The organism is Pseudomonas sp. FSL R10-2964 (assembly GCF_009600035.1).
In the GTDB taxonomy this organism is placed as follows: Bacteria; Pseudomonadota; Gammaproteobacteria; order Pseudomonadales; family Pseudomonadaceae; genus Aquipseudomonas; species Aquipseudomonas bubulae.
The window spans coordinates 1-13143 of record NZ_WIWH01000066.1; the positions used below are offsets into that span (position 1 = coordinate 1).

Here is a 13143-nt window from a genome sequence, read left to right on the forward strand (position 1 = left end):
GAGCCGGATTTGAACCGACGACCTTCGGGTTATGAGCCCGACGAGCTACCAGACTGCTCCATCCCGCGTCTGTGGGGTGGATTCTACAGCGATACGCTGGGCTGTCAAACGTTAATTTAGAAAAATTCGTTATGCGTCAATTGCTTAGCTAGAAAATACAGCTATAAAAAGACCTGCAGGCCCTGTTCCGTATGGGGTGTAGCTCTATTGAGGGTAGAGATTCGATTGAAAAAAACAATTCAGCTGCGATTTTTCCCGCGTCTGTCGGGGAGAATCAAGACTACTGGTGCTATATACAGTTCGCGGTGACATACTTGCGCCGAGTATTGCCTACCTCCTTGAAGAACACCGCCTTACATGACGCAGCGCAAAATCATCCACGTCGACTGTGACTGTTTCTATGCCGCTATTGAGATGCGTGATGACCCGAGCCTGGCAAACAAGCCGATGGCTGTCGGGGGCTCGGCTGATCGGCGCGGGGTCATCTCGACCTGTAATTATGAAGCTCGGGCTTATGGCGTGCGCTCGGCAATGGCGTCCCGGCATGCGCTCAAGCTGTGCCCGGACCTGGTCATCGTCAACGGCAGGATGGATGCTTATAAAGAAGCGTCCAGAGAGATTCACGGCATCTTGCGCGACTACACCGAGCTGATTGAGCCGCTGTCTCTGGATGAAGCCTATCTGGATGTATCCGACAGCCCGCATTTTGCCGGCAGTGCCACGCGCATAGCTCAGGACATCCGCCGGCGCGTTTCCAATCAGTTGCATATCACGGTGTCGGCCGGGGTAGCCCCCAACAAGTTTCTGGCCAAAATTGCCAGTGACTGGCGCAAGCCCAACGGCTTGTTCGTGATCACCCCTGATCAGGTTGATGATTTCGTGTCTGCCTTGCCGGTCAATAAGCTGCATGGCGTGGGCAAAGTCACGGCGGACAAGCTTGGGCGCCTGGGTATCGAAACCTGCCTGCAACTGCGTGATTGGAACAAACTGGCTCTGGTGCGGGAATTCGGCAGTTTTGGTGAGCGGTTGTGGGGGTTGGCGCAGGGGATTGATGAGCGTCCGGTGCAAAGTGACAGTCGGCGTCAGTCAGTCAGCGTGGAAAACACTTACGATACTGACCTGCCAGATCTGGCCTCTTGCCTGGAGAAACTCCCGGAGTTGCTAGAGACCCTGAACCGGCGTATTGGCCGTATCGACAGCAGTTATCGCCCCGGCAAGCCGTTTGTCAAAGTGAAGTTCCATGACTTTACCCAGACCACGCTGGAGCAATCCGGTGCCGGGCGCGACCTTGAGAGTTATCAGGGGTTGTTGAGCCAGGCGTTTGCGCGCGGTGCCAGGCCCGTGCGATTGCTCGGGCTGGGCGTGCGTTTGCATGATTTGAACAGTGGTTTTGAGCAGCTGGAGCTGTTCAAGGGGTAGGCTGGTTTGCTGGTTGGGGGAGCGGGCTTGCTCGCGATGCTGGCGTGCGGTCTGTCAGGAAAACCGCAGCCATATCATCGCGAGCAAGCCCGCTCCCACATGTCAGAGTTGCGTCAACTGACGCCGGGATCCGCTACCAGTCTCCCGGCATTTTTGGTCAAGGATTGAAGAAATTCACGTTGCAGCTCAGGATCGTTGCGCGTGAGTTCGATCAGGCTTTGTTCCAGTTCGCTGGCTTCTTCTTCCAGCCCCAGTTCCGACAGGCGTTTGACCCGATGTACCCATTGGTTGACGTCGTCACCCTCCAGGTCGTCGTAGATCAGGTTATGTGCTTCGAGCAGCTTGCCACGCAGGTGACTGCTGATCGACAGGGTCGAATCGGAATGGGTTTCGTCCTGGGCGTCTTCCACCATGATGGTCAGCTTGCCGACGTGATTGAGATCCTGTTCGGCAAAAGGGCTGTCCAGCAGGTTGAGGCGCAGCACGCCATTGCGGTCTGTGGTCAGCTCGTGGGTCTGTTTGCCAGCCTTGATCACCACCGGGCGTTCGGCCCAGGGCAGGCTTGAATATTCCAGGCGCTTGTCACGCTGAACATCATCAATCCCCGCCAGGTTCTGCTCGGCGCGGCCATGGGACTGCACGTTCATCGCCGGGTTTACCCCTGCAAAGCCGTAGTTGATCCAGTCTTTGGTCACGCTGTCAGGCAGTTGCCCGAACATGAACACATTAAGCACATTGGCACCTACCCCGGCGACAATAGCCACCGCGCCCAACGGAATCTCGTAGACTTCGCGCCAGGGTTGGTATGGGGTGTAGCGGTCGTAATGACGTGTGACATCGAACTCGGTGACCTCGAAGGTCTTCTGTTCATTGATGCGCACACGACGTTGCGGCAGCTCAAGCACAGTTGGCGAGCCGACATCGATCTGCAGGCTGTGGGCGAGCAGTTTGCGCTCGATGCGTTCCTCGTGCTCGCTGCGTTGCGACATGTGATTGGCACAGCCGCTCAGCAGCAGGGCGCCGCACATGGCGGCGCCCCCGAGGGTCAAGGTGTTTCGAGTGAACATGGCGTCTCTATCTGGTTTCAGCGAGCGATACGGGCCTGAAGGAAGGCAAGCACATCAGCAACGGGCAGGGCTTGCGGCTCTGCTTCGGTGCGGCTCTTGTATTCCAGATTGCCTTCAGCCAGGCCACGGTCGCTGACCACGATCCGGTGCGGGATGCCGATCAGTTCCATGTCTGCGAACTTGATGCCGGGGCTGGTTTTCTTGTCGCGATCGTCCAGCAGCACTTCAAAGCCAGCTGCAGTCAGTTCGGCATAGAGCGTGTCGGTAGCTTCACGTACGGCTTCGGTTTCGTAGCGCAGCGGTACCAGGGCAACCTGGAACGGGGCCAGGGCATCGCTCCAGATAATGCCACGCTCGTCGTTGTTCTGCTCGATGGCTGCGGCAACCACGCGGGAAACACCAATGCCGTAGCAGCCCATGGCCAGGGTGACCGGCTTGCCGTTTTCGCCCAGTACCTGGCACTTCATGGCTTCGCTGTACTTGGTGCCCAGCTGGAAGATGTGACCCACTTCGATACCGCGCTTGATTTCCAGCGTGCCTTTGCCGTCCGGGCTAGGGTCGCCGGCCACCACGTTGCGCAGGTCGGCAACGGTCGGTACTGGCAGGTCGCGCTCCCAGTTCACGCCGAAATAGTGTTTGTCGTCGATATTGGCACCCACACCGAAGTCGCTCATCAGCTCGACCGAGCGATCAATGATGCATGGCAGTGGCAGGTTCAGCGGGCCCAGAGAGCCAGCGCCGGCGCCGATGGCGTCACGCAGTTCGGCATCCGAGGCCATGACCAGCGGGCTGTGCACCAGCGGATGGTTGGCAGCCTTGATTTCGTTGAGTTCGTGATCGCCACGGATCACCAGAGCGATCAGTTTGCCAGCTTCGGCGGCGTGAACGATCAGGGTCTTGACGGTTTTCTCGATTGGCAGGTCATAGCCATCAACCAATTGCGCGATGGTCTTGGCATCCGGTGTGTCGACCAAGCGCAGCTCCTGGGTGGCAGCAGGGCGCGAAGTTTCGGCGGGTACGGCTTCGGCTTTTTCGATGTTGGCCGCGTAGTCGGAACCATTGCTGAACACGATATCGTCTTCGCCGGATTCAGCCAGAACGTGGAACTCGTGGGAGCCGGCACCGCCGATGGAGCCGTTGTCGGCTTCAACTGGGCGGAAGTTCAGGCCCAGGCGGGTGAACACGTTGCAGTAGGCCTGGTGCATACGGTCATAGGTGACCTGCAGCGAAGCGGTGTCTGCGTGGAAGGAGTAGGCGTCCTTCATGATGAATTCGCGGCCGCGCATCAAGCCGAAGCGCGGGCGGATTTCGTCACGGAATTTGGTCTGGATCTGGTACAGGTTGATTGGCAGCTGTTTGTAGCTGTTCAACTCGTTGCGGCACAGGTCGGTGATCACTTCTTCGTGGGTCGGGCCCACGCAGAACTCGCGACCGTGGCGGTCTTTAAGGCGCAACAGTTCAGGGCCGTACTCTTCCCAACGGCCGGACTCCTGCCACAACTCAGCTGGCTGGATACTCGGCATCAGCACTTCCAGAGCGCCTGCAGCGTTCATTTCTTCGCGAACAATGGCTTCGGCCTTGCGCATGATCCGCAGGCCCATGGGCAGCCAGGTGTAGAGGCCCGAAGCAAGTTTGCGAATCATGCCTGCGCGCAGCATCAGCTGATGGCTGATAACGACCGCATCTGAAGGCGTTTCTTTCTGTGTGGCGAGCAAATATTGACTGGTGCGCATGGTTAGCCGGTGCCGTTGCTGATGACTAGAAATGACTCGGCATTGTACGGGCGAGATCTGCCTGCGTACAGGGCGGGTGGGGGAGGTGTGCTCCCCCTCGTGTTTATTGGGCCTTTTCCAGGTCGACAACGGGCTTTTGCCGGGCCCGGCGGCTCTCCTGATACCAGTGCAAGGCAATCAGCAGCAGCGTCGGGATGCCCATCACCGCGGTAATGATAAAGAAGTTGTGATAACCGAACTTCTCGACCATGACCCCCGAGTAACCGCCCATCAAGCGCGGTAGCAGCAGCATGATCGAGCTGAGCAGGGCGTACTGGGTGGCGGAAAATTTGAGGTTGGTCAGACTGGACAGGTAGGCTACGAATGCTGAGGTGGCGAGGCCGGAGCTGAAGTTGTCGAGGGAAATGGTGACAATCAGCATCTGCAGGTTCGGGCCCATATCGGCCAGCAACATGAACAGCAGGTTGGTGCCTGCCGATGCTGCACCACCGATCAACAGAATTGGCAAAATGCCGAAACGCACGATCAACAAGCCGCCCATGCCCGCACCGACAAGGGTCATGATCAGGCCGAAAATCTTGCTGACACCGGCAATCTGATCCTTGGTGAAACCCTGGTCGATATAGAACACGTTGGCCATTACGCCCATGACCGTGTCCGACATGCGGTAGGTGGCAATCAACCCCAGCAGTAGCAGGGCTTGCCAGCGATACCGAACGATAAAGTCATTAACCGGGGTCAGAACCGGAGCCAGGCCGCGTCGTCCGATGGATGAAAGGCACAACACGGTGAGCAGGGTGTACAGGATGGCGCGTAGAAACGCCCGGTCTTCCAGTATCAGGTTCAGCGGGCTGACCCCTTCAAACAACACGCCAGCAAAATCGGTGTTGTAGAGCTGGGTGAACATGGCCGGGACAGATACCAGCAGTACGATCAGTACAAAAACTGACGCCAGCTGATGGCCAAAGCTGTAGCGCCCGGCCGACAGCTGGGTGCGCAACGGTACCGGCGGTTCGCGCATAAACAGGGTGGTGAGCAGTGCGGGGACCATCAGCAGGCCGAACAGCACGTAGGTGCCGGTCCAGGCCGAATGTTTGTAGTTGAAGCCCGTCGAACCGAAGCCTTCGGCAAAGAACAGGGCGCCCGCCGTGGCCAGCAGGGCCGCTACGCGATAACCGGACATGTAACTGGCGGCGAGCGCGGCCTGCCGGTTGTCTTCGGCGATTTCCAGGCGATAGGCATCGACGGCAATGTCCTGGGTCGCCGAAGCGAAAGACACTACAACCGCAATGGCAATCAGCCAGGACAGATGTTTTTGCGGGTCACAAAAGCCCATGCCGATCAGGCCCAGGATAACCAGTGACTGTGACAGCACCAGCCATGAGCGACGCCGGCCAAGTTTGCCGAGTAATGGCAGGCGCCATTGGTCCAGCAGCGGCGACCACACCCATTTGAAGGCGTATGCCAGCCCGATCAGGCTGGCATAGCCAATGGTTTCGCGGGCCACACCGGCTTCGCGCAACCAGACGGAAAGGGTTGAAAACACCAGCATGTACGGCAAGCCGGCGGCAAAACCGAGCAGCAACAGCACTAGGGTCGAGGGGCTGGAATACGCAGCTAGCGCTTCGCGCCAGGTTTTACGGGGCATGGACTGGAGTCTGCCTCTGGTTGCGGAAACAAAGGGCGCACTCTAACCGCAGTGCTCTATCTGGCGCCAGCCATGGCGTCGCATATCCACGCGATTATTCATGATGCTCAAGCCTTCTGCCCGCAAACGCGCGCGCTGTTCATCACCAGACGGGCTACCTGCAGGCAGACTGATACGACCACCGGCGGCGAGCACCCGGTGCCACGGCAGGCGCGTATCGTCGGGGAGCTGGCTGAGCGTTCGCCCAACCCAGCGCGCTGCGCGACCCAGACCCGCCGCTTCGGCGAGTTGCCCATAAGTAACCACGTAACCTGCAGGCACCATCATCAAGGTTGAATACAGCGCCGTGCGCCGAATCTCGGCGGGAGTTTGAAGAATGTCTGGCAGTGTATTCAAGGGACACTTCTGGTCAAGATGGGGGTTGTTACAGAACTATAGAATGAACTCCGGCACAATGAGTCGGTCTTTCTTCCTCAAGGGCGTATCCATCCGGATAATGCCGGCATTCTTCCGTTTTTCTGAGTTTCGCATCCGCTTATGTTGTCCAGAACCCTGTTATGCCTTGTTGTCATGTGCCTTGCTGCGCCCGTGTTTGCCGATACGGTGTGGTTGAAAAACGGCGACCGCCTGAGCGGCAAGATCAAAGTCTTTGATGGCGGCAAATTACTGATTCAGACCGAGTATGCGGGGGCCGTGCCCATTGACTGGAAGCAGGTCAAGACCCTGGAAAGTGATCAGGAATTGCTGGTCAAGCAGGATGCCTGGACCGGTGAAAAGGCCAAGTCATTGCAGGCGGCCGAAGACGGCAGCGTAACCCTGGTCAACGGTGAAGCACCGAAAACCGTAGCTCTGGCCAGTATCCAGCAACTCATCAAGCCCAAACCGCTGGTCGAAGACATGGTCTGGAAAGGCAATGTTGATGTGGCGATGGACTACAAACGGGCGGACAAGGATACCGACGACTACGATCTCGATTTCAAGACCACTGCCCGCCACGGCGCCTGGCGTCATCACGCAGAGGGTGAGTACAACCGCGAGTTTCAGAACGATGTGGTAACCACGGATAACTGGACTGCTGAGTACGCGCTGGATTACTTCATCAGCGACAAGTGGTACTGGCAAGGTCGTTTGACCTATAACCGCGACCGGGTGGAAGACATTTCCCGTCAGCGTACAGTCGGTACCGGCCCCGGCTACCAGTTCTGGGATGACGAATTGGGCGCATTCTCGCTGGGCTCACTGCTCAATCGCACTGATTACGAATACTCTGACGGTAAGAAAGACAACTTCTACTCGCTGGCCATGAAGTGGGATTACAACCGTTACCTGATGGGCAAAACAGTCTCGTTTTTCACCAATGGTGAATTGGGCAAGTCGCTGGAAGGGGAGTCGGACTACAGTCTCGATTCCGAAATCGGCTTGCGTTACAAGGTCACGGAATGGGCATCGCTGAATCTAAAGGCCGAGAAAGACCTGATTGGCAGCTCGAGTGGCTCTGATAACGCCCTCAACAAGACCCGCTATACCGTAGGGTTTGGCGTGGTCTGGTAGTAAAACCGTACGGCATGACTTGAGAGGGCGGGCTTGGATCTTGTGGGGAATCAGAAAACACCCGTTTGAATTCCAAGGATGTTGAAATTCACCAATGCCTGCCTCATTAGAGGCAGGGCTCTCCCTCAAAAACTAAGGTTCTGACCTGATATCTAGATGCAACCATCGACTTAAGGTATCAGTTGTAGGTCAGGGTAAATGTTGCCGTGCTGTTTGCCACGCCACCACTTACGCTTGCGCCGGTCTGATAATACCGGGCCGTCAGTGGGATTGAGTAGTTGCCGTCGTTCGTGACGGTCCCTACGGTAATATTAGTCGCCAGCTTTACAGGCGTACTGTTGTGAAGTAATTGTAAACCTATGCCCTTGGCCATGGTCCCGGAAGGGGTGGAGTTCAGCGCCAATACACCCTCGACGGCAGACGCATGGGGGCTGCCGTCCAGTTTGACCTGTACACGAGTGTTTGCATCGCAATTTAGCTCTATGGCGAATGGTGTTTCGGCGGCGACGCTACCGGGCCCAGTAAAAGTGCTCATCGGTATTCCATCGCCCATCGGAACGTTGATGGAAGCGCTGGTGACGGAGCAGGCAACGGGAACAATAGTATTAACGCCCACTAATGTGATGTTGGCGGTATAGAAGTTTCCAACAATGGACGCTCTGGCAATTCTTCCGGTGGTAAGAGTTCCTGCTCCTACGGCACCCGCCTTTGTTTTGATAAGTCTTACACGCATACCGCGGGGGATTGAAATATAATTGTTGGCGCCTAGGGGTTCGTCGTACGGTACGATGTAAGTGTTTGATTCATTATTTGTACTTATCCCGACCCCGTCAATATTGGTGTTGTATATTCGGTTTGCCAGGGGGCTCAGGACAGTAAATATTTCATTTGTCCAGCGGTATGTCCAACTCGTGTTGCACCCGAAAAAGGGATAGGAACTATGATATGGGCCGGTGCTTATTGTCGCCAATACGGTGCCAGCAGGACTGTCCCGCTGAACAATGATAGAACCAAAATTGATATCTTTTCTTATTTCTGAAGTGGCCCCGTTATAGAAAGAACAACTGGCTGTGGCGATGTTCGAAAAGGCAAGAATGAACAATCCGAAAGTAGCGTGACCTCTATGTTTTACGATAAGGTCACTGGCTTTATATTTGGCAAGAGTCATGGTTTTCCGCCTATTGACAGATGCTTGAAAGGGAGCTGATGGCGGGGGTGGCGTTTTGCTCTACAAGCAGCTCAGGCAAGATGAAGTGTGACGTGCATTGCTGGCCAGATTTATCCCCCCATTTTACATGCAGTGCTCCGGACTGCGGCACACCGCTGAGGTATACCTCGCCCTCCAGGCCGACAACGCCCTCATTATTAGAATGAGTTGAGTTCTCCAGCAGTGTCGCGGTAGCGCCAAAAGGTACGGGCTTGCCGCCGTGACTCAAAGAAATCAATACACGCTTGCCAACACGAGTCTTAAAGTCTGCCAATACAAGCGCACCTTTGGTAGGAATCACCGTTTTGGTATTGATCTCAATATCAACGTCGTCAGTGAGTGTTGCGGTGTCAAGCGCTACCCGGTTTTTTCGGTATGTACTGAGATAGGGCACGACAGCATAACCACGCGAGTCGGTTTTTACACCGGTAGTATTCTTTACTTTGGCACCGGCTGCGTCAGGTGCCCGAACCAAGGCCATGGTTTCACCATGTTGTTGTGAAAGCGTGACACCATAAGGGTGGGCTACAATACCGCCTTGCAAGTTGTAATTGACTTGCTGTGATCGGGTGTCGTAGTTATAACCAATCCTGGCTTCTCCATAAGTGCCTTTGTAGTTTGCGTTGGCATTACCGCTACTGCCGACACCTTGGTTTGCGTACCGCTGTTGAATACTGTAGCTCAGGTTGTTGTCTGCCAGTGCGGTGCCGCTCAGGCCTACGTCATGAGCGCTGCTGCCTTGCTTGCTGGCGTTGAAATTGTAACTGGCCCAACTGTTAGGGAGTGTCTTGCCCAAAGGGAACTGAACTTTGAAGGAAAGTTGCTGATCTTTGTTGTTGCGTCCAGTATCAAGCGGTGTCTGGGTGAAAGTATACGCCAAGCCGTAGTTGATGCTGCGGTAACTGAGGTCATAACCTGCCGTCAGGCTGCGTTCATATTTGTTTTGACGCCAGAAGCTTTGCTGGTATCCATTAAGATAGAAGTTTCCTTTGTCTCCAAAAGATTGGTTGATGCTGAGCTGCGTCTTGCTGCGTTTAGTACTGGTTCCGCGCCAATTATTGAAGTTGTCGGGGTCAATTTCGTTGGCTTCCTGAAAGTCGTAGTAGCCGCTGGTGGAGTAGCGATATCCAGCCAACGTAAAGGTAGTGTCAGTGGTGTTAATGGTTTTTGAATAGAGGAAGCGGTAAGACTGCCCTTGATGGCTGGACCCGTTGCGTAGTTTGGCGTGTGCCTGTGTAGCATCCACAGATACCGCCCCCCAACCTTCCAGCGTATGGCCAATACCAACAGTCGTTGCATTATATTTTCCAGATGCCAGTAAGCCACCATAGAGGGTGTAGTCATAGGGCAGTCCGTAAATCAGCGTGCTTTGCATAAAACTTGGTTTGCTGGCTGCGCTGGCGTTGGAACGATATTGTCCTGCAGTCACTGAATACTTCAGGCGCCCTTCACGTAGCATTACAGGTACCGCAGAAAATGATTGAGTTGAAAGGCGTACGGTGCCATCACTTTCGGTGATTGCAATTTCCAAGTCACCACTGGAGGACGTGGGATACAAGTCAGTGATTGTGAACGCACCCGCCGAGACATAGGTTTGATAAATAATGTAGCCATTTTGTCGCACGGTGACCTGGGCATTACTCTGGGCAATGCCTCGAACAACGGGTGCAAACCCTTTCAGACTGTCAGGGTACATGTTGTCGTCCGAATTTAATTGAATACCGCGGTATAGCACACTGTTGAAAACGTCACTGGGCGTTGAGCTGTCACCCAACGTCAGTTGCCCCTTTAGTGACTGAATATCCTTTTGCGCATAAGTGTCGAGGTTCTGCCAGTTGTTATTTCCGTTACGTGAATTATACGTAGAATAATTACGCAGCCTCCACGCGCCCAAGTTCAGGCCACTGCGTAAATTTAAATAATAGCTGTCGTTTGTCTTTGAGCGATTGTTGCTATTATTATTGAGCGTGTTGGAACCGCTGAAACTATAGTTCAACAGTGCAGCCGAAAGGCCTTGATCCCATAGCTGAGGATCCACGTAGCCATGAGCCTGGCTTGTGAGTGCGGCTTGGGGAATGCTGATATCCAGCCGCTGCAGTTTGAAATCGAACCGGCTGCTGGCATAGGGGATGTAGTCTGACAATGTACTGATTGCGCTTGTTGAGGGCAGTTGCTGCAAGGCCGGGAAAGCTTCCAGCTTGACCCCCATCTCCTGGAGTTGAGGTGAGGTCAGTTCGGGTTGAAGTGTTCCAGCGATACTCACAAAGTTTACGTCTCGATGGGCTACCCGATTATCATTTAGATATATATCGACACTGTATAGACCTGGTAGTTGCCCGCCCTGGTTGGCGAAGTATTCTAGGTCGATGGGCTTTTGTCCAGGATCACCCATTTCCAGAGCGTGGGGGTTGAAGTATTCCTGCGCAAATGCTGAAGAGGGCTGGAAGGCGAGTTCTAATGTTGCGGGTATGCTGATCAATAAAGTCAGGTGAGTGCAGTGCAAGAGTGGCGCACGCTGGCGCACCTGGAATTTAAGGGCCTGGTAGAAAGGGGCTTTTTGCATGCGAACGACCTCGATACGACTGCAGTGAAACTCAGTCGCTATCGCTTGGCTGTGTGAAGTTTAGGGTGGCCTGGACAATAAAGTATGCAAAGTACCTGGCTACTGCAGTGCGGCACTTGCGGTGGGGGAAACTCCGCCATAATCGTTGATGGCTTGCCAGCTGACAGGTCCGGTCGCGTCGGGAGGAATCTCCCAGCTGAGCGTTTTTTGTGGGGCAACCATACCGGCATTTTGTATTTCTTTATCTCCCACGCGGACGTGAAAAAAAGAAACATGATACGGCGTTGGGTTGTTAACTTTTAGCTGCCTGCCCTGGCGAGTAAAGGTCAATGCCTTGTAAGCTTCGGTCGCATCACCAGGGAGACCAGTAGGACGATAAAAAACCTTGATTCGACTTTTGACCGAAATTTGTAACTGGTTGGAATCGCTTTTCTCCGAGGCTGATATTGTTTTTACATTCACCCAGAATGCCGACTCTTTATCGGCGGGTAACTGCCCCCCCGTATGAATGATGCGCAGGGTGTTTTCTTGGTCTGCGTCAAGGCGAAAGAGGGGCGGCGTTATGATAAAGGGGGCTTTATTGCTGTCGTGCAGGTTTTCTACCCAGGACTGAATCAGATAAGGCTCTGATGTTCCAGTATTGCTTACCGAGAAGGAAGAGTCTTTTCTTGCGGTGTCATAAATAACTCGAGTGCCTCCTATTACCACTCCCGCCGAAGCAGTATGAGTCAGGCTGGCGAGAGTTAGAGTAATACAGATGGACGTGAGCCATTGCATTGTGTGGTTTTCCTCAAGGTGCCTACCCCTTGCAAGGGGTAGGCACAGGTTGTCAGTACGCATTGAAATTACTCAATGCACGGCGAGTGGGGGCTAGTTGTAGTTGATAGTGAAGTCTGTGCTGCCGTTAGCCGGACCTGAAGTGACCGCCTTGGTAGCCATGTACTTGGCATAAAAAGTAAAGGTAGTGTCACTGGTGGTGGACAGCGTGCTGCTGGTGGAGCTTGTGCCGATCGGAATTTGTGTTGAGGCATCTTTTTCATACAGTGCGATGCCTACACCGGTCGCGACACCTGGCTCAGTCGTAAGTTTCAGGATGCTTGAGTTGTCACTGTCTGTGGGGCCGTCGAACTTTACGGTGGCCGTGCTGACGGTAGAAGGGCAACTGGTCAATACGATATCGAATTTAGTGGGTGACGAAGTAACACCGGCGGTGCTCAAGCTGCTCGTGGTGACAGAATTAAGTGGGACTGTCTGAGTGCCAGTCGCTGGCGTCACTGTGCATGCCGCGCTGAGAATAGTGCCCGTAAAGTTGATTGTCCCGTCCGCAGCATTAGCGATGCTTGCAATAGAGGAACCTGTCAGCAGTGTAAGAGCGATAATTTTAATTCGCATGCAGTTATTTCTCATGTCGTTTGGTTAAGTGTGTGGATAGTGCAATATATGAGGTGTTCCTGTTTTGCTGTTAAATTCTGTTTCTCTTGTTGGGTGGAGGTTATGTCGCCTTGAATTCCTGGTTGACATCACAGTTTCTCTTTTAAGAGATACTGTGCGGTAGCTGCTTGGGTGTGTATGTTCGTTGTTTGGCTTTTAAATGCTATATGGGCATTTGCTATTGTTCTTGTAAGAGTTTTCTGAGAGGTTGCTGTGGCTAGACTATATAGCCGCTCACAGCAAAACCCCGGCATGAATGCCTGCTATAACGGTCATGCCTGCGATGCCAGAGAAAAATAAGACCAATACCTGCATCGGCTACTGTATCAATCAGGTTTGCTCGAATATTCCCGGGATCAAGCCGCAGTAAAATTCCGCCTCAATCCAACAAGTGCGGGCTCGGGTATTGCGGGGCTATGAACTGCGCCTGGAGAGCGGTGGTGATAGGTGAATCGCCCCTAGTTTCGTAGACACCTCCAAGCCTTAAAATGAGGCCCATTAGGAGGTGCCATGAGCAACCAGCG

Annotated in this window: 10 protein-coding genes; 2 read left to right on the top strand and 8 right to left on the bottom strand. The window is 54.3% G+C overall.

From position 1 onward, the window contains the following. Positions 1–357 precede the first annotated feature (357 nt). Positions 358–1419, top strand: coding sequence for a DNA polymerase IV (gene dinB, locus GHN92_RS23105; RefSeq protein ID WP_095003345.1), 1062 nt, complete (start codon positions 358–360; stop codon positions 1417–1419). Positions 1420–1532: 113 nt separating this feature from the next. Here the strand turns inward: dinB and GHN92_RS23110 are convergent, their stop codons facing one another. The 4 genes from GHN92_RS23110 to GHN92_RS23125 form a co-directional block, all read right to left on the bottom strand. Then, positions 1533–2486 (bottom strand): hypothetical protein, encoded by a 954-nt coding sequence (locus GHN92_RS23110; RefSeq protein WP_095003346.1) that lies wholly within the window; start codon positions 2484–2486, stop codon positions 1533–1535. 17 nt (positions 2487–2503) lie between these two features. Continuing rightward, on the bottom strand, positions 2504–4219 hold the full coding sequence (locus tag GHN92_RS23115; protein WP_095003347.1) for a proline--tRNA ligase: 1716 nt from the start codon (positions 4217–4219) through the stop codon (positions 2504–2506). Between the two features lie 103 nt (positions 4220–4322). Continuing rightward, a complete protein-coding gene (locus GHN92_RS23120; protein ID WP_095003348.1) occupies positions 4323–5867 on the bottom strand; it encodes an AmpG family muropeptide MFS transporter in 1545 nt (514 codons plus the stop codon). A gap of 42 nt (positions 5868–5909) precedes the next feature. Next, the gene (locus GHN92_RS23125) at positions 5910–6263 is read right to left on the bottom strand and encodes an MGMT family protein (protein WP_095003349.1); all 354 of its coding nucleotides are present in this window, start codon (positions 6261–6263) and stop codon (positions 5910–5912) included. A 141-nt stretch (positions 6264–6404) separates the two neighbouring features. Here GHN92_RS23125 and GHN92_RS23130 point away from each other — a divergent pair, with 141 nt between their 5' ends. After that, positions 6405–7418: a DUF481 domain-containing protein gene (locus GHN92_RS23130; protein ID WP_095003350.1), complete on the top strand. Its 1014-nt coding sequence runs from the start codon at positions 6405–6407 to the stop codon at positions 7416–7418. 178 nt (positions 7419–7596) lie between these two features. Here the strand turns inward: GHN92_RS23130 and GHN92_RS23135 are convergent, their stop codons facing one another. From GHN92_RS23135 to GHN92_RS23150, 4 genes are all read right to left on the bottom strand, one after another. Beyond that, positions 7597–8586, bottom strand: coding sequence for a fimbrial protein (locus GHN92_RS23135; RefSeq protein WP_095019393.1), 990 nt, complete (start codon positions 8584–8586; stop codon positions 7597–7599). Positions 8587–8596: 10 nt separating this feature from the next. Continuing rightward, positions 8597–11188 carry a fimbria/pilus outer membrane usher protein gene (locus tag GHN92_RS23140; RefSeq protein ID WP_095025561.1) on the bottom strand — a complete coding sequence of 864 codons (2592 nt, stop codon included), beginning with the start codon at positions 11186–11188 and terminating at the stop codon, positions 8597–8599. A gap of 99 nt (positions 11189–11287) precedes the next feature. After that, the gene (locus GHN92_RS23145) at positions 11288–11965 is read right to left on the bottom strand and encodes a molecular chaperone (protein WP_095003365.1); all 678 of its coding nucleotides are present in this window, start codon (positions 11963–11965) and stop codon (positions 11288–11290) included. Between the two features lie 93 nt (positions 11966–12058). Beyond that, a complete protein-coding gene (locus GHN92_RS23150; RefSeq protein WP_095019395.1) occupies positions 12059–12580 on the bottom strand; it encodes a fimbrial protein in 522 nt (173 codons plus the stop codon). Between the last annotated feature and the right edge of the window lie 563 nt (positions 12581–13143).